The sequence below is a fragment of the Pseudomonas sp. ANT_J12 genome (assembly GCF_008370045.1).
In the GTDB taxonomy this organism is placed as follows: domain Bacteria; phylum Pseudomonadota; class Gammaproteobacteria; order Pseudomonadales; family Pseudomonadaceae; genus Aquipseudomonas.
Window position 1 is genome coordinate 1 of record NZ_VOBN01000003.1, and the last position, 18,306, is coordinate 18,306.

The 18,306-nt window shown below is 61.0% G+C and carries 11 protein-coding genes; 6 read left to right on the top strand and 5 right to left on the bottom strand.

Translation table 11 applies throughout. The features are described from left to right. Positions 1 to 114 precede the first annotated feature (114 nt). Positions 115 to 333 (top strand): DUF2970 domain-containing protein, encoded by a 219-nt coding sequence (locus FQ192_RS08330; RefSeq protein ID WP_149658168.1) that lies wholly within the window; start codon positions 115 to 117, stop codon positions 331 to 333. Between the two features lie 7 nt (positions 334 to 340). On the opposite strand, the gene FQ192_RS08335 is transcribed toward FQ192_RS08330, so the two are convergent. Then, complete coding sequence (locus tag FQ192_RS08335) at positions 341 to 1,414, bottom strand: ABC transporter substrate-binding protein (protein WP_149658169.1); 1,074 nt, start codon at positions 1,412 to 1,414, stop codon at positions 341 to 343. Between the two features lie 523 nt (positions 1,415 to 1,937). Here FQ192_RS08335 and FQ192_RS08340 point away from each other — a divergent pair. Further along, complete coding sequence (locus FQ192_RS08340) at positions 1,938 to 3,596, top strand: nitrite/sulfite reductase (protein ID WP_149658170.1); 1,659 nt, start codon at positions 1,938 to 1,940, stop codon at positions 3,594 to 3,596. Further along, complete coding sequence (locus tag FQ192_RS08345) at positions 3,580 to 4,074, top strand: DUF934 domain-containing protein (protein ID WP_149658171.1); 495 nt, start codon at positions 3,580 to 3,582, stop codon at positions 4,072 to 4,074. The genes FQ192_RS08340 and FQ192_RS08345 overlap by 17 nt, the downstream gene beginning before the upstream one ends. Before the next feature lie 59 nt (positions 4,075 to 4,133). On the opposite strand, the gene FQ192_RS08350 is transcribed toward FQ192_RS08345, so the two are convergent. The 3 genes from FQ192_RS08350 to sohB all read right to left on the bottom strand — a co-directional run bounded on the left by FQ192_RS08350 (position 4,134) and on the right by sohB (position 14,107). Beyond that, on the bottom strand, positions 4,134 to 7,943 hold the full coding sequence (locus FQ192_RS08350) for a dermonecrotic toxin domain-containing protein (protein ID WP_178129054.1): 3,810 nt from the start codon (positions 7,941 to 7,943) through the stop codon (positions 4,134 to 4,136). 17 nt (positions 7,944 to 7,960) lie between these two features. Continuing rightward, positions 7,961 to 12,811: a dermonecrotic toxin domain-containing protein gene (locus FQ192_RS08355; protein ID WP_178129056.1), complete on the bottom strand. Its 4,851-nt coding sequence runs from the start codon at positions 12,809 to 12,811 to the stop codon at positions 7,961 to 7,963. Positions 12,812 to 13,084: 273 nt separating this feature from the next. Further along, entirely contained in the window at positions 13,085 to 14,107 is a 1,023-nt protein-coding gene (gene sohB, locus FQ192_RS08360) for a protease SohB (RefSeq protein WP_149658174.1), read from the bottom strand. A 206-nt stretch (positions 14,108 to 14,313) separates the two neighbouring features. Between sohB and FQ192_RS08365 the strand changes: the two genes are divergently transcribed. Then, entirely contained in the window at positions 14,314 to 15,024 is a 711-nt protein-coding gene (locus tag FQ192_RS08365; protein WP_149658175.1) for a histidine phosphatase family protein, read from the top strand. Between the two features lie 63 nt (positions 15,025 to 15,087). After that, on the top strand, positions 15,088 to 15,402 hold the full coding sequence (locus FQ192_RS08370) for an SCP2 sterol-binding domain-containing protein (protein WP_149658176.1): 315 nt from the start codon (positions 15,088 to 15,090) through the stop codon (positions 15,400 to 15,402). 80 nt (positions 15,403 to 15,482) lie between these two features. Here FQ192_RS08370 and FQ192_RS08375 read toward each other — a convergent pair whose 3' ends face one another. Beyond that, positions 15,483 to 16,079 (bottom strand): hypothetical protein, encoded by a 597-nt coding sequence (locus tag FQ192_RS08375; RefSeq protein ID WP_149658177.1) that lies wholly within the window; start codon positions 16,077 to 16,079, stop codon positions 15,483 to 15,485. Between the two features lie 275 nt (positions 16,080 to 16,354). Here FQ192_RS08375 and FQ192_RS08380 point away from each other — a divergent pair, with 275 nt between their 5' ends. After that, a complete protein-coding gene (locus FQ192_RS08380) occupies positions 16,355 to 18,193 on the top strand; it encodes an amidohydrolase (protein WP_178129057.1) in 1,839 nt (612 codons plus the stop codon). Positions 18,194 to 18,306: the final 113 nt, after the last annotated feature.

Sequence of the window (18,306 nt, forward strand, 5' to 3'; positions counted from 1 at the left end):
TGTCAGTCAGAGAAGATGTTGACTGACGCACCGCCTTCGCGGGCAAGCCTCGCTCCTACGGGATTCGCGTCAAACGTCTATGCTTGCCTGACACACCAACATGACGAGGGATTTATGGACGATCCAGTCGACAACAAGCCGCCGACCTTATGGCAGATGCTGCACAGCGTCGTGGCCGCCGCGTTCGGGGTGCAGAGCGGGAAGAACCGTGCCCGGGACTTCAGCCACGGCAAGCCGAGTCATTTCGTGATTCTGGGGATTTTGTTCACGGCGGTGTTTGCGCTGTCGCTGTTTGGCATCGTGAAACTGGTTTTGCTGCTGGCGGGGGTTTAACGCCGCGTCAGCGCATCAACGTTTGCAGACTGAACGGATAGCGATAGGAGGTCGGCCGCCCCTTGGCCGATAACTGCCGGAAGCTCACCCCGAAATCCGGCGCATCGCCCATGGCCAGCAAACGCTTGGCCTGGGCCTTGTCGATCAGTTGCAACAACGGAATCTGCCGGTCACGGCCACCGTACTGGTCCAGCTCCACGCCCTGATCGATATCGTGCAACTCCACCATCGCCCAACCGCCCAGGGTGAAATGCCCGCCGAGCAACACGCTCAAGCGTCCATCAACAATGGCTTTCAATGCCTGCGGTGAGGTATTGAAGGCGCTGAACCATCCATCCTGGCCCGGCGTGCCGCCCGTCTCCGCAAAGGCCTGCATGGCGCCGAACGCCATCTCATCATTGGCCGACCACACCAGCGTCACGTTCGGGTAGCGCCGGAACAGCAGTCGTGCCTGCTCATACGCGCGTTCACGGGTCCAGCCGCTGTAGACCAGTTGGCGCAAGCGTACTTCCGGGTGCTCGGCCAGGGCGCGCAGCATGCCTTTTTCCCGCAGTTGCGCCGACGGGGTGATCTTCAGCCCGGAAAACGCCAGCAGCTCGATGGATTGCCCCGGTTGCACGGGCGGATGCTGGCGAATCAGCGCCTGAAGCATCAGGTAGCCGCCCTCCTCGTCGTTGGGCACCAGGCTGCCCACGCGGTCCGGGCGATTGCCCAGCAGGCTCAGTTGATTGTCGGTCAGGGGCGCATTGACCATGAACAGCTTCACCCCGCTGCCTTGGGCCAGGCGCAGGATTTGCGGGGCGACGTATTGTTCGTTGGCGAAGACCAGGTAGTCCGGCCGATCAGGCCCTTGCAACGCGGTGCGGGCCTGGGCAATCGTCAGTTCGGGCATGCGTTGGGAATAGAGAATCTGCAAGTCCATGCCCAGATCCTTGGCCGCCGCCTGCATGAATTGCGAATAGCTGATCCAGAACGCTTCCGTGGTGCTGCCAGGATTGAGAAACAGCACCGAGGCCGCCTGGGCACTGGATCCGAGGACCGAGCCAAGCGTCAGCAATACAGCAAACAGAAACTTCAACATTAATGGTCCGAGCCCCGGAAATTCGCCGCGCATTATAGCCAGCGAACGCCCGCAAAACGGGGGATTATTCCGGTTTTGTCTGACAATCCGTCGCAACCGGGCCCGGACGGTGCCGCTATTGGTGACTGACCCAGAACACTGCTGTTCCTACAACCAGAATGATCAGGAACAAAATCGCCCACGCATCGACGGTACTGTCGGTTTTCCTTGCTTTGGTCGGGTTGCTCATTGCATCGCCTCTTGTCGGTTTTATCGGTGATTGCATAAAGACTCGACCACAGTAAAGACGACGATTGCCCACACCACAAATACGGGTTTAGTAATAACGGTTCTCGTTAGTCGTTTTGGTTCTTTACATATACTCAAACATCACTTTTGCGCATAACTGCAAACTGGTATCTTGCCCCGGCTCCGTAGGGAGTGCGCGGCCGTGCGCGCAGAATTGCCGAGGCAGTATCGGAAACTTCAGCAAGCGAAAAACGCAACTGGAACCGACCGGCCCAAGCCTGAGAACAGGACTTATATGTACGTATACGACGAGTACGATCAGCGGATCATCGAGGACCGCGTCAAGCAGTTCCGTGATCAGACCCGACGCTATCTGGCAGGCGAGCTGAGCGAAGAAGAATTCCGCCCCCTGCGCCTGCAAAATGGCCTTTATATCCAGCGTTTCGCCCCGATGTTGCGGGTGGCGGTGCCTTACGGCCAACTGACTTCGCGCCAGACGCGAATGATGGCCAAGATTGCCCGCGACTTCGACAAGGGCTACGCCCACATCAGTACCCGGCAGAACGTGCAGTTCAACTGGCCGGCGCTGGAAGACATCCCGGACATCCTCGCTGAGCTGGCCACCGTGCAGATGCACGCGATCCAGACCAGCGGCAACTGCCTGCGCAACGTCACCACCGACCAGTTCGCCGGTGTCGCCGCCGACGAGTTGATCGACCCGCGTCCGTGGTGCGAAATCGTCCGTCAGTGGACGACGTTCCACCCGGAATTCGCCTACCTGCCGCGCAAGTTCAAGATCGCCATCAACGGTTCGACCTCGGACCGTGCGGCCATCGAAGTGCATGACATTGGCCTGGAGCCGGTGCACAACGCTGCGGGCGAACTGGGTTTCCGCGTGCTGGTCGGTGGCGGCCTCGGTCGTACCCCGGTGGTCGGCGCGTTCATCAATGAGTTCCTGCCATGGCAAGACCTGTTGAGCTACCTCGACGCCATCCTGCGGGTCTACAACCGCTACGGCCGTCGCGATAACAAGTACAAGGCGCGGATCAAGATCCTCGTCAAAGCGCTGACCCCTGAAGTCTTCGCACAAAAAGTCGACGCGGAAATGGAGCACCTTCGCGGTGGCCAGACCACGCTGACCGAAGCCGAAGTGCATCGCGTGGCCAAGCACTTCGTCGATCCGGACTACAAGGTGCTGGAGAACCAGACCGCCGAACTGGCCGCGCTCGACAAGGAACACCCGGGTTTCGCCCGCTGGCGCACCCGCAACACCCTGGCCCACAAGAAGCCGGGCTACGTGGCCGTGACCCTGTCCCTGAAGCCAACCGGCGTTGCGCCGGGCGACATCACCGACAAGCAGCTCGACGCTGTGGCCGATCTGGCTGAGCGTTACAGCTTCGGTCAACTGCGCACCTCCCACGAGCAGAACATCATTCTGGCCGACGTTGAACAGTCGCAACTGTTCGCGATGTGGGGCGAGTTGCGCGAGCAAGGTTTCGCCACGCCGAACATCGGCTTGCTGACCGACATCATCTGCTGCCCTGGCGGTGATTTCTGCTCCCTGGCCAACGCCAAGTCGATCCCGATTGCCGAATCGATCCAGCGTCGTTTCGACAACCTGGACTACCTGTTCGACATCGGCGAACTGGACCTGAACATCTCCGGTTGCATGAACGCCTGTGGTCACCACCACGTCGGCCACATCGGCATCCTCGGGGTGGACAAGAAAGGCGAAGAGTTCTACCAGGTGTCCCTCGGTGGCAGCGCCAGCCGCGATGCGAGCCTGGGCAAGATCCTCGGCCCGTCCTTCGCCCAGGAAGCCATGCCTGATGTGATCGAGAAGCTGATCAACGTGTACATCGAACAACGTCACGAAGATGAGCGCTTCATCGACACCTATCAGCGCATTGGCATCGACCTCTTCAAGGAGCGCGTCTATGCAGCGAATCATTAAGAACAACGAAGTCGTCGACGAAACCTGGCACTTGCTGCCCAAGGATTTCAACATCGACGAGATCAGCAACTGCGACGACCTGATCGTGCCGCTGGCGCTGTGGCGCGAACACGGGCGCATGCTCAAGGCCCGCGATGGCGGCCTGGGTGTGTGGCTGGACGCCGATGAAGAAGCCGAGGAAATCGGTGACGACGTGGACAACTTCCAGGTCATTGCCCTGAACTTCCCGGCCTTCACCGATGGTCGTAACTACTCCAACGCCCGTCTGCTGCGTGACCGTTATGGTTTCAAAGGCGAACTGCGGGCGATTGGCGATGTGCTGCGCGACCAGTTGTTCTACCTGCACCGCTGCGGTTTCGACGCGTTTGCCATTCGCGCCGATAAAGACCCGTACGAAGCCCTTGAAGGCCTCAAGGACTTCTCGGTGACGTACCAGGCCGCGACTGACGAACCGTTGCCGTTGTTCCGGCGCCGCTAAGTCGCCGTCACAGAAAACCTTGAGCCATGACCGTGGCTCAAGGTTTTTTTTCGCCTGCGTTAACGTTCGGGCAACGGCGTGTTGAAGGCAGCAACCCGAGCTTCCAGATGCTCGAAACTGGCGAAAGGATTGTCGCCATCGGTGGCGGTCCACTGCACATCTTGCAGGACATGCTGACGCAGCGGCGGTGACGTATCGAGGGCATCGAGCAGATGCCAGATGCGCTGTTGCAGCGACGGGTAATTCACCCGGAAGTCTGCGCTGCGTCGGATCATGTCCAGCGTGCCAAACAACCGTTCACTGCCGGGCAGGGTCGCCAGGTGTTGCCAATGCTGGATCGCCCTCGCCTGCTGTTGGGCTGAAAACCCCGTCAGCCACGCGTCAGGCTGGGCGAAATCGGCGTTTGGCGCGGCCATCCACACGTTGATCCCGGTCTGTTGCCGGTGCTGAACGATCCAGCGCAGGCTGTCTTCATCGGTGATCGGGTTGCCTGCCAGCAAGAGCCTGCTCCCCGCCACCGACTGCTGGCGCACGGCGGGCGGTATTCGCGCAATCTGGTTCTCGCGCAAGTCCAGAAGCTCCAGATAGGGGCGGTCCAGGACGCCCACCGGGCACACGCGGATCCCCGTGGCCCGCAAGTTCAGACGACGCAGCGCGGTCAAGTGCACCACCACCGGCGGCCTGCCCAATGGATTGACGCGCATGTCGAGGGCCACCAGGCGCGACAACCCGCTCAGCGCCCCGGCGGTTGCCTCGGTCAACACCAGGCCGGTTTGACTGAGGTCCAGGTGCGTCAGCTCGGTCAATTCCCCGATGGCCTCGGGCCAATGGCCCACCCACTGCATCCCCGGGCCGGGCTGGTGCAGGTCGGTGCCGCCCAGGTCCAACACGCGCAAGCGTGGAAAGGCGCGCAGAAACGGCGACAGGCTCGCCGATTCGGTCAACGAGAAGCTGGTCATGCTCAGCTCCACCACCTCCGGCAGCGTGACGTTCAAGGCGGGCAGGCTGTGGAAATGCTCGAAGTCCATTTCCAGGCGAAACCCGACAAACTCACCGTTGTGGTAGACCCGACTGGCCGCCTCGCCCTGCCCCCGCCACAACCCCTCCAGCTCGGTGGCCAACTCCAGGCGGCTGCGGCGCTCGAACTGGATGGCATCGGCGATCCGCGCATCGTTTTCCGCGTCGATCTGCTCTTCGTCCATGCCTTCGGCCTCAGGCTCTTCGGGATCCAGCAGATCGACGTCCATGTTTTCCACATCAACGTCGACCTGGCCGATCCACGCCGCCAGGTCGACCCGCAATTGCCGCAATTGCTGATTGAGCCGGGCCAGTTGCGTCTGGGCGTGCTCGCCCCATTGGTCCAACAGCGTGCCCAGTTCTTCGTCGCTCAGGCTGGGGTAGATTTCGCGGATTTGCAGCTTGGTGATGGTTCTGGAAAAGGCTTCGCCCTGGGCCGTGGACGGAAATCCGCCGCCGCGCAGGCCATGACTGTCGAAGGTCAGGCCCGAGTCCATGCGCTGCAAACCCAGCTCCAGCTCGGCGCGCGGGCGCAACTCAGCACGGATGCGCGTGCGCAGATCCTGCAATGCCTGATCGGCGCGCAGCCCCAACGCAGCACGCTGTTCCTGGGACAAGGCATTGAGCAATGCCTGGTGAAAATCCACCGACTGTCCCGCCGCCAGGCCCTGGTAGCGCGTGCCCTGCCTGATCAATTGACGGGAATATGGCGCGCCCTGCGGGCCGATGCTGTCCAGCGCTCGCCCCACTGCGGACTCTTCACAGACCTCAAGCCGAATCCCGATCGACCAACCCGCCAACCGTTCCAGGGAATGCAGGGCCAGCACATCGCTGTCGGGGTTTTCCACCGACGCCAGGTACAGGCCTTCATAGGCGCGGGCCACGCGGACATGAAATTCGTACTGCCGGGCCTTGCCACTCAATTCGCCCAGCACCCGCTTGGCCTCGGCCAGGGTGTGCGGTGCGCGGATATCGATGCCGGCGCGCTCAAGCATCTGCTCGATCGCACACTTGGGCAAACCGGGGTATTGCGACTGGAACAGGCGCACCCATTCATCTGCGGACTGTTGCAGCGATGCATAACGCTCACTGAACTGCCCGACACGGGCGTTCCGAGCTTGCTCGGCCTCGACCGACCCGCCGGGCAAGCGTTCGAGGGCCTGTTGCAGGTCCTGATCGATGCGAAAACGATTCAGGGTATCCACCAGGATCGGCGAAGGTGGCTGCCCCGCCTGCAACAGCCCCAGCGCATCCGGATCCAGCCCGCAGACCCGACCAATCTGTTGCAGCACCTCATTGCTGAAGGCCGAGGCTTCGGGAATAAACGCCCGCAGACGGGCCGGCACAGCGCTGACGTGGGCTTCGACCGGGTTGGCGACGTGCTCAACTGTCAGCAGCCGCTCCTCGTCCTTGAGCACCGCGCCGGCCTTGATCACCGGTAAAGCGTTGAGCAACCCGAACACCGTGCGCCCGACACCCGCCCAGCGCTCGTCCGTGGTCTTGCCGTGCACCGCCTCGTCGAGGCCATAACCGGCATCGATCAGGCCCGCCAGCGCCAGCAAACCCTCGCCTCCCGGAACAAACAAAGCCAGGGGGGCGAAGCGTTCGATCCACTGCACCACAGGCTCGACCACCGCGCTCAGGTTGTCGCGATTGACCTGGGCGTCGTCGCGGATGGTGTCGACGCTGGCCTGGGCAGCGGCCTTCATGACCTTCACCCACTGGGCAAACGGGTCCTCGGTGGTGGGTCGCACATCAACGCCGATATAGTCCTCGGGTGGCCAAAATCCATCGTTGTTGAAAAAGCCGTGGCCTTTCTTCAAGCGATATTGCCGGGGCCAGGTGACCATGCCGGCCAGCGCTGTGCGCACGCCGGCATGGAAGGTGCCGTCCTGTTGATCGTCCTCGGCAAAATGGGCCACGAACGCCGTTTTGCGCTTGGCATCGCGGCCGATCTCGATCACCCATTGGCACAGCGTCCGGTGATCGGCGAATTCATGGAATGGCGAGGCATTCCCCGGAATGTAGAGCAGCCGTCGGCCACTGTTCTTGTCGCGGAAACAACCTATATCGCTGGCGCTGTACCGGTAGATCGACAGGCGCCCGGCCTCCACCGATGACGGCATCGGCGTTTGCGCTTGCACCTGCGCGAGCGTCAGTTGGCCCCAGGTCTGTCCGGGATCGAGTCCGGCAACGCGTAACGCCAGGCCGAGACCCTCGCGGCTCAGGCTGCGTTCCTGATATTGCAGCCACGCCGCCATGATGAACGCCAGTTTCACCGAGGTCCGCAATGGATAAGGTGCGGCCGCCAACAGGGTCCGGTCATCTGGCCAGGCATTGGCCACGTACGCGGCATATTGGTCCTTGAATGCCAGGGTCCAGACCCACTGTTTGAACGCCGCCGGTTGCAGCGCCAGTTGGGTGTCGGGCCCATAGACCTGCGGTTCGGTGATGCGGTAGATCCCTTCGTAATCGTCATAGCTGCCGCCGGGGTTGATCGACGCGTCGATCTCGACAATGCGCACCTGCGGCCCCACGGTTGGCGGCGTGTACAGGCCGAACGCGGTTTCACCGAAACGCCCGGCCCCCACTGTCTGGTAATTGTTCAACAAGGCCTGGACCAGGCTTTGCGACAGGCGCACCCGGCCCTGATGCACAGAACCTTGCGCCGGATAGCCTGAAAAATCGTAGTTGAGGTCCACCAGCACCGCGTCCAGGGCTTCGTCACCCCAGCGTTGCTTGATCAGGTTGGCCGCGTATTGCGCCGCCGTCAGCGGCAGGACCTGGTCCGGCGCCAGGCCAGCCCATAAGGGCTGGCCGGCGCTATTGATGGGTTGTTCGATCGTATTCATCAGCATTCCTTGCTCGATCAAATCTCAGGGGTGCCGGCCAGCTCCGGCACGGCCGCCACCAGGGACAATCCCGGGCTGTGCACCAGAGCCTCGGCGGTCAGGCGACGGATCAGCGCGGTACGCTCATTACTGAAGTTACTGACGATGGCGTCCATGCTTTGGTTGAACTCGACACGGGTGTAGTGCAATCGACTGTCCAAATGCTGGAACGCCAGCGAAGCGCGAATAACCGTGTCGTCGAACTCGGCCCGATGAGCCATTTCCAGGTACTCGACCCAGAAATCCTGCTCCGCCATCCAGCCCAGCAACTGTGGGGTGTGCTCCAGTTTCACCACTTCGGCGTACACCCAGTCGAGGGTTTGCGGAATCACCTCCACCCCCAGGCTGAAGTTCACCCCTTGCGGCTGCCCCGGCAGACTCAAGCGCTCGGCCAGCCCCACCCGGAAGGCCAGGCTGACCTCCATGGCTTGTTCGAAGGTCACCGGCTCGGTACGGTTGCGCGCAATGATATTGCTCAGGGCCAGGCGCTCGACCTCCTGCAAGCGGAACAAACCGCGGACCAGTTGCGTCATCTCAATCTCCTGGGTGGGCCCGTAGAGCCTGGCGACCTCTAACGCGCGGTAACACAGCACACGAGTGTGCAGGTTGCTGAACAACAGGGAATAACCATCGGCACTGACCCGCCCGATATTGGCCAGGCGGAACAGCGTCCGGCGCAGCGCGCTGTCTTCCGCGGCCGCCTCCACCACCTCCCACACCCGCTGGCTCAATGAGCCGTAGACCATGCGGAAATCAGCGGTGTAGCGCAATCGGGCCAGCAACAGGAAAAACGGCTGGGAGTCCGGGTAAGCGTAAACCGCACTCCACAACGCTTGCTTGAGCACCCTGTCGACTTCCGTCGCCCCGGTCAGCCAGGTCGAACTCATGGAGACGTCCATGAGGATGTGTTGCAGTTGCTCCAGATGCCCCTGGGCGATGAGTCCCAGGCTGATGTCAGTGATCTGTTGAAATTCGGTCAGCCGCTTCACCGTATCGGGCGTCAACGGATTGCCGGCGATATCGGTGCCCATATTCAAGGTGCCCGGTGCAGAGTAGACGTCCTCCGGGATCACGCTGATGCGGTTATCGCGCAGGTCCAAGCCCCGCAGTTTCGGCAGGCCGCTGGCGCCCTTGGGCCATTGACTGATGCCGGTGCCGCGCAGCTCCAGGCGTTCCAGCAGTTGCATGCGCGAGACATCGGGCGCGCGGGTCAACGTAGGGTTGGCGCACAGGTTCAAATGCTTGAGGCGCGTCAGGCTGGCCAGTTCGGTGACCGAGGCTTCGGTCAGCTGGATGCGGTTTTCACTCAGGTTCAGGATTTCCAGGTGCGCCATGCCGCCAATGGCCTGCTGCAGCCGGGTCAGGCCGTTACCGACCATGGACAGGCGTCGCACGGATTTGAAGTTATGCAGGAAGCTGTTCAACCCGGCGCTGGCGCCCACGCGATCCATCACCAGCGTGCCCACATGGCTGAAATCACCGGTGATCAGCGGCAGCTCGCCGATTTGCAGGGGTGGCAACGACAATTCATAGAGCCGGCCGTCCAGGGTCAGCATGCTGGGGGTTTCCCGACGCCAGCAGCGAATGATTTCTTCCGCCGCCCGGGTCTTGGCCAGGGTCGTGACTTTCAACCTTGGACCGTCGGCGCCCTGGTACCAGGTGTCGCGACTGATCCAGTTCTGCAGGACCTGTCGGATGGAGGCGAACTCCAGCCTCAGGCCTTCGAGTTTTCTCAAGGCCAGCACGTTGATCGGGTCCAGGCCGGCGAGGAACAGATCAATCTGCTCGAGGGAATGGGTGGGATACAGCTCCTGCGCACGACGGACCAGCGCGGCGGGTCGACTCATCGGTGCCGAGGGTTGCGACGGCATGCTGCTCGACGCGGTGCTCTGCAAGGTATCGGCCAGGCGCATCGGCGAGCGGTAGCCCAAACGCATGGCCTCAATGCCCAGGACATGCGCCGCGCCCCCTCGACGTGCCAGCGCTTGTTCGGTGATCTTGTGCCGCAGCGCCACGCCACGGTCCGCCGTCTGCACGCCCAACGCCGTGCGGCGCGTCATCGACATCCCCTCCCAGAGCGCCTGGAAATAATGCTCGCGGGTTCGCCCCGGCAGGTAGCCGAGCAAATTCGACTCCCCGTCCCGGACCTCATAACGGTCAGCGTGGGCATTCATCCGTATCTGTTGCACGGCGGTGTCCACGCCGAGGGTGGCCATGTCTTCGGTGTAGAACGACCACTCCAGCACTTGCAGGTAAATATCCGCATCCCAGCCTGGCAGGTGCTTGAGCGCGTCAAACACCAGCCGATCAGTGTCGATGCCCCCCACGGCATCCAGATACAACCCCTCATACGCGCGGTTGACACGCACCACGTCCCGGAAACGCCGGGCCTCTTCCGCCAGGCGCAGCGGGACCTTGTCGGCGTCAAGTTGATTCAATTCACTGGTATCGGCATAGCGCACCAGTTCATCCAGCACGCTGAGTGGCAGATCGGGATAGCGCTTGCGCAAGGGCATGACCCGCGCATCCGGCGCCGGCACGCCCCGTTGGTAGACCCAGTCAAACAGCGACGCACGCCGCAGATCCGCCTGCTCGGCCAGTTTGCCAAGCAGTGCCGCGACTTGGTCACTGGCCACGGTCGAGGCCGAACCCAGCAGGCGCTCCCGCTCGGCAGCGCTCAGGCCCGACAACAGCTCTGGATAGAATTGCCCCGCGCGCACTTTGTCCAGGCTCAGTTTGAGCGGCTTGAGCACGCCGTCGGCATCGGCGGATGCATAACGATTGACCGTCTGTCCCAGGTCGTCGAGAACATGGATCTCGGTCTGCGCCGGCCAGTTCCTGAGGCGGGTCAGTAGCTGCAATTGCAGTTGCGGGTCTGCCTTGGCGCCCAATGACGCGTCGTTCAATTGCTCGATGAACTGGATCACCACCTGGTCCGCCGCAAAGCGTCGAACGGTGTCGATCAACAAGGCCGGAGGTGGTGTGCGATCAATCAGCACCCGGCTCAACACCCGGTTTTCGATGGCGCAGACCGACAGGATTTGCAACGCCCTGGCGTCGGGAATGTCCTGCTCCGAATACCCCAGGCGGCGGAACAGGGTTAACCGATCCCACTGCGCGGGCAGCTCGGAATCATGTCGCCAGGCCCCTGCGTCATTGGTCTCCAGTCGAGGGGAGTAGCGTTCGCTCACCCCCGTCCCTTCGATTTTCCACAGCCCCGAATCCGCCTCGGGACGGACGGCATAAAGGTCCTCGCCCAATGCCAGGTAAGCCTTGTCTTCGAACCAGCGCAGGCCTCGTTCATCGGGCTTGAGCCAGGCTGGCAGCTGCATGTTGAGCCGATACGGGGCCAGGTCCGGTTTCCACAGGCGCATCTGGCCTTTGGGGGTTTTCACCTGCCACAGGTTTTCGACAAACTCGGCACTGCGGACCTTCTTGAACGTCATCCGGGTCGCCCCGGCGCCAGTGGAAAACGCCGCCATCACCACCAGGTTTTCCACGGTGTCGAAGAAGTAGTCGCTGGCCTGCTCCTGCTCCCCCGCCGCCCAGCTTTCCAGGCCGTGGTACACGCCGTTCAGCAACTCAAGCGCGGAAACCGCCATCAATACCTCGCCCAACACCGGGATAAACAAGGCGCCAAACATCACGATATCCAGGCCAATGGTCTTGTAGGTGTCCAGCCGCGCGAGGCGGGTTTTCTCGTCTTCATCGTCGGTGGGCACCACCAGCAATCGCGCATCGGCCATCACATGCTCGGCGCGCTGGCGGTAGAGGTCGGCAAACAGGTCTGCGGAGCCGGCAAGGGTGGTGACCGGCACGGACTCGCGCTGGTAAGGTCGCATCCATTGGCTGGCGGGTCGCAGCGTTCGACTCGACAGTGCCGCTTGCAGGCCGGCCCGGTCGCCCAGCGCGACGAACCGCAGCAGGAAGGGTTCGAACGTCTGTTTTTTGAGGCGCTCGCCGAGTTCGACCTCCAGCGCCCGGACATTCGGGTACTCCTTGAGCGGTTGCTCGGTATCACCGGGCATAAACAGCACGCATGGATTGTCGATATACGTGCCATCCCCCACCGCAACGATCAACATCACGCCCTGAAGCTTGTAGCCGAGCAATTCCAGGCCCTTATAGGCAATGGAATAGTCGTCAAGCTTGATCGACGGTTGGTTAGTCACCACCTCGCCGAGCACCTTGAACATCTTGGCACTGATGTGTTTTTTCATCAGGGCAATGTGCCGGTCCACATCGAAGCAGCGCCGGGAATGCGCCATGCACGCGGTACGCACAGGGCCGGTTGCAACCGTGGGTTCAAATACACGGTTGAGGTGCGCCTGGTATTGCTTGCCCAGGTCCAGGTTACGACACAGTTGAGCGAACTCATGGGGCTCGATCCCCAGTACTTTATTGGCGGTACCGTTAATACGTTCCGGCTGATAGATCAGTGACTTCACATTGTAATTATCGTCCAGGGTTTCACTGACCTCGAAGTTCTCGCACGCAGCCGTCAACAAGTCCCGATCGATGGGCAAAATCAGTTTCTTGCGCAGCCCGAAGAAACTGGTAGTTGAACGAATATGCTGAAACACCACGCCCCTGATATCCACGGCCTCACCGATTTTATCGGCCATGGCCTTGGCCAGTAACGGCGTGCAGAACTGTTGCGGATTCTTCAGGACGGCCATCGCCTTGACGGCGTTGGCCCGGGAACGCTGGCTGGCAACGATGCTGGCATGCAGCCCCGTGCGCGCCTCGCTGCTGGCCTGAGCCAGCCAGACAGGAATGGGACTGCCTTTGAACAGTTCGTAAAAGACACCTTGTTGTTCAGGTGTCATTTCTATTGGAGCGTGAGTCGTTGTGGTGGACGACGATGATGTTAAATCCGAAGACATGAACTTATTACTCTTTTGACGATAAGAGCATTCAGTCTAAAGACGTCACTTTCAATTAATAGCTTCAATATCCGATCAGAACTAACACCAACGAATCAACAATATGAACGCAAACAATATCTATATACCGCCCTGCACTTTTTTGATTATGCAGTGACTGAAAAAACGGCAATAAAAAACCCGATCACACAAGATGACCGGGTTTTCGACAAGGCGTTACCAGAAGCGCTGTTGGGTCAAACGACTCCACCAACTCAACAACACGCGGTCCACCGAACCGCTGGCCGCCATGCCGATACGCTCTTGCAGGCTTTTGCGTTCGGCGTAGTGCAGGTGATACAGATCGGCACTCTTGGCGCGCTCGGACAGGTATTCGTCGCTGGTCTTGAGTTCGTCCACCAGTTGCTTGTCCAGCGCAGCGATACCGAGCCAGATTTCACCGGTGGCCACTTCATCAATGGCCAGCTGCGGGCGATAGCGGGCGACAAAGTTCTTGAACAGCTCGTGGGTGATATCCAGGTCTTCCTGGAACTTCTCCCGGCCCTTCTCGGTGTTTTCGCCAAACACGGTGAGGGTGCGCTTGTATTCGCCGGCGGTCAGCACTTCAAAGTCGATGTCGTGCTTCTTCAGCAGGCGATTGACGTTGGGCAACTGCGCGACCACGCCGATGGAGCCGAGGATGGCGAACGGCGCGCTGATAATTTTCTCGCCAATGCACGCCATCATGTAGCCACCACTGGCAGCGACCTTGTCGATGCACACGGTCAGCGGCACGCCGGCCTGGCGGATCCGCGCCAGTTGCGACGAGGCCAGGCCATAGCTGTGGACCATGCCGCCGCCGCTTTCCAGGCGCAGCACCACTTCGTCTTTCGGCGTGGCCAGGGTCAGCAGCGCGGTGATCTCATGGCGCAGGCTCTCAGTGGCCGAGGCCTTGATGTCGCCGTCAAAATCCAGCACGAAGACCCGGCCCTTGGCTTCGGGTTTCTTCTTCTGTTTTTTCTCGGTTTTGCTCTGGGATTTGCGCAAGGCCTTGAGCTGATCCTTGTCGAGCAGGCTTTGCTCCAGGCGTTCACGCAGGCCTTTGTAGAAATCATTGAGTTTGCTGACCTGCAACTGACCGGCCGACTTGCGCCGACCTTTGCTGCGCAATGCCGCGAAACTGGCCAGGACCACCAGAATGGCGATCACCAGGGTCACGGTCTTGGCCAGGAAACTGGCGTACTCGGCAAAAAACTCCACACAGGACTCCTTCAATACAATGCGCCGCTCAAAAACGCGCGCGGAATGCCGCCAGCATACCCATGCCCCGGCTTTGGGGCCAGCCATGAAACCTTTGGCAACAGGCCTGTAACGGGCATTTCAAACAAGCGTATGTTTTTTCATTGACAGCCCGCGGCCATCCTCATAACCTCGCCGAACCTTCAACGTACCGGGATGACGCGGACGTGGGCAGCATCTACTTGATTCGACATGGCCAGGCCTCCTTTGGTGCAGACGACTATGACGTCCTCTCGCCGACCGGTGTGCGCCAGGCAGAAATCCTCGGCCAGCACCTCGCTGAGCTGGGTATCAGCTTCGATCGCTGCCTCGCCGGGGATTTGCGTCGCCAGCAACACACCGCCACCACCGCGCTGGAGCAATTCGCCGTCGTGGGCCTGCCGGTGCCAACCCTGGAAACCGATTCCGCCTTCAACGAATTCGACGCCGACGCGGTGATCCGCGCCCTGCTCCCGGCCATGCTCAAAGACGAACCGCAAGCGCTGGACGTGCTGCGCAATGCCGCGCAAAACCGTGCCGAGTTCCAGCGCATCTTCGCCCTGATCATCGAGCGCTGGCTGGCCGGCACCTACGACACGCCGGGGCTGGAAAGCTGGCTGGGGTTTGTCGAACGGGTCCAGGCCGGGCTGAACCGCATCCTTGAACTGGCGGATAACACGCAGAAAATCGCCGTGTTCACCTCCGGTGGCACCATTACCGCCCTGCTCCACCTCATTACCCAAATGCCTGCTCGCCAGGCGTTTGAACTCAACTGGCAAATCGTCAACACCTCGCTCAACCAACTGAAGTTTCGTGGTCGCGAGGTGGCCCTGGCTTCCTTCAACAGTCATGCGCATCTGCAACTGCTGAAGGCCCCGGAACTCATCACGTTTCGCTGAGTCCGGATTACTGTGACCCTGGCTGTATTACCCAGCTGTAATTCTCAACAAAAGGATCAAACCATGACCTCCGTAGCTGATGCCGTACAAGCAATGAAAGCCAAGTTCAACCCAGCCGCCGCTGCCGGTCTGGACCTGGTCTTCGGTTTCCGCATCGACGAATCCAAGCACTTCTCTCTGATCGTCAAGGACAGCACCTGCGAACTGAAAGAAGGCGAAAACCCGGACGCCCAGGTCACGCTGGTGATGGACGCCGAGACCCTGGAAGGCATCGTCGACGGCTCGACCGACGGCATGCAGGCGTTCATGGGCGGCAAACTGCGCGCTGAAGGCGACATGATGCTGGCGATGAAACTGTCCGAACTGTTCCCGTCGTAAGATGACGGCTCCCCGCACCGGGGAGCCTCTCTGGCTGCACACGAATCCCGCTTATATGGCGGGATTCGTCGTTTCAGGGTTCAACGCGTACCGGCGTCGTCCATTTCTTCGAAGACTTTGGTGTGTTCTTCTTCCAACGCGTCGACGCTGTTGACCTCGGTCACTTCACCGTCAAACTTGAGCTCACCCTCATCGCCTTCGAGCCTGAGGGGAATGACAAACCGGCGATAGCTCACTTGCAGATACAGGTTATAAAGATCTGCCGGCTTATCCGGGGCCAGGAAAAAGCTGGATTCGTAACGCACGCGCCGGGTCAGCACCGGCCATGTATCCCAGACGAGTTGGGTATTCACTTCGGGCTGAACGTCTTGCAGCGCCTCAAGGGCTTCCTGTACCAGGAATACGTTGTCCTTGGCTTTGAAAACAAACGGCTCGCTGCGGGTCATGATGTACGGATTGATCTTGCCGTCGAGCTCCTGCGGTACGTACATGCCGCTTCGAAACCATTTCGTCGCATCGAACCTCGGCCCAATAGGGCCTGCATCGCGAGACGTCATCATCACCGTGTCGGGAATGGGGATGGTGCTGCCCTGGCCGGCATACAGATAAGTCCCGACCAGCCCGACCGCGATCAGCGCCGCCATCAAGATACCTTTCGGGTTACCGAGTTTAATCATCGTCTACATCCTTGTTTAGGCGGGCGGGGAATCTAACCGATTGGCCCCGGAGTTAAAACAGGCTGCCCATGGATTTGCGGTCTATATTCCTTCTGGCCGCATGCGTCAGACATCGGCTGTTCAATCCCGGCTTTTTGATGAAGAACTGAGCGCAGAACACTGCCATGAGCCCACCTGACGAGCACAACGGATTCAACCGCCGCCATGTACTGCAAGGCCTTACAGCAGGCGCCGTCGGTGCCTGGGTCAGCCCACTTTTCGCAGGGAGTAAAACCATGCCCGACGCCCCGGCCGATCTGATTCTGTACAACGGTCGCTTGCACACCGTCGACCGCAAGAAACCCCAGGCCAGTGCCGTGGCGATCAAGGACGGACGCTTCGTGGTGGTCGGCAGCGATGCCCAGGCCATGGCCCTGCAAGGCCCCGGCACGCAGATCATCGACCTGCACGGGCGCACGGTGATTCCCGGCCTCAACGACTCGCACCTGCACCTGATTCGCGGCGGCCTGAACTACAACCTGGAACTGCGCTGGGAAGGCGTGCCGTCGCTGGTCGACGCATTGCGCCTGCTCAAGGACCAGGCCGACCGCACGCCGACGCCACAATGGGTGCGCGTGGTCGGTGGCTGGAACGAATTCCAGTTCGCCGAGAAACGCCTGCCCACCATTGAAGAACTGAACAAAGCCGCGCCGGACACCCCGGTGTTCGTCCTGCACCTCTACGACCGCGCCCTGCTCAATCGCGCCGCGCTGAAAGTGGTCGGCTACACCCGCGACACGCCGAACCCGCCCGGCGGCGAAATCGTCCGCGACGCCAATGGCGACCCCACCGGCATGCTGATCGCCCGGCCCAACGCGATGATTCTCTACTCGACCCTGGCCAAGGGGCCGAAACTGCCGCTGGAACATCAGGTCAACTCGACCCGGCAGTTCATGCGCGAACTCAATCGCCTGGGCGTGACCAGCGCTATCGATGCCGGTGGCGGCTATCAGAATTACCCGGACGACTATCAGGTCATCCAGCAACTGGCGGACGACAAGCAACTCACGGTGCGCATCGCCTACAACCTGTTCACCCAGAAACCCAAGGAAGAACTGACCGACTTCAAGAACTGGACCAGCACCTCCCATTACGGCCAGGGCGACGACTTCCTGCGACACAACGGCGCCGGGGAAATGCTGGTGTTCTCGGCGGCGGATTTCGAGGACTTCCTGGAGCCGCGCCCGGACCTGCCGCAAACCATGGAGCAAGAGCTGGAACCGGTGGTGCGTCACCTCGTCGAGCAGCGCTGGCCGTTCCGTTTGCACGCCACCTACAACGAATCCATCAGCCGCATGCTCGACGTGTTCGAGAAGGTCAATCGCGACATTCCGTTCGATGGTTTGCCATGGTTCTTTGATCACGCCGAAACCATCACCCCGCAGAACATCGAGCGGGTCAAAGCCCTGGGCGGTGGCATTGCGATTCAGGATCGCATGGCGTTCCAGGGCGAATACTTCGTTGACCGCTATGGCGCCAAAGCCGCCGAACACACGCCGCCGATTGCGCGGATGTTGGCCGAAGGCATTCCCGTCGGCGCCGGCACCGATGCGACGCGGGTGTCGAGCTACAACCCGTGGACCTCAATGTATTGGCTGGTCAGCGGCCGCACCGTCGGCGGTCTGGAGTTGTACCCCCAAGGCCTGAGCCGCGACACGGCGCTGGAGCTGTTCACCCATGGCAGCGCCTGGTTCTCGTCCGAGCAAGGGCAGAAAGGCCAGATCAAGGCCGGGCAATTGGCGGATTTGATTGCGCTGTCGGCGGACTACTTCCACATCGAGGACGAAGGGATCAAGTGGATCGAATCGGTGCTGACCATTGTCGACGGCAAGATTGTCTACGGCAGTGTCGAGTTTGAAAAACTCTCGCCACCGCCGATCCCGGTGGTGCCCGAGTGGTCGCCGGTCACCAAAGTGCCGGGCCACTGGAAGCCGTTGGCCGCGCAGGTTCATCAATGTGTCGGCGCGTGTGCGGTGCATGCCCACAGTCACCAGCGGGCGCGGTTGTCGTCGGCGCCGGTCAGTGACTTCCAGGGGTTCTGGGGGGCGTTTGGCTGTTCCTGTTTCGCCTTCTAAACACGAACCCTGTAGGAGCAAAGCTTGCTCGCGATGGCGTCGTTGAAATCGCCTTCGCGGGCAAGCCTTGCTCCTACAGATGCGTGCAAAACCTGTAGAAGCTTGCTCCTACA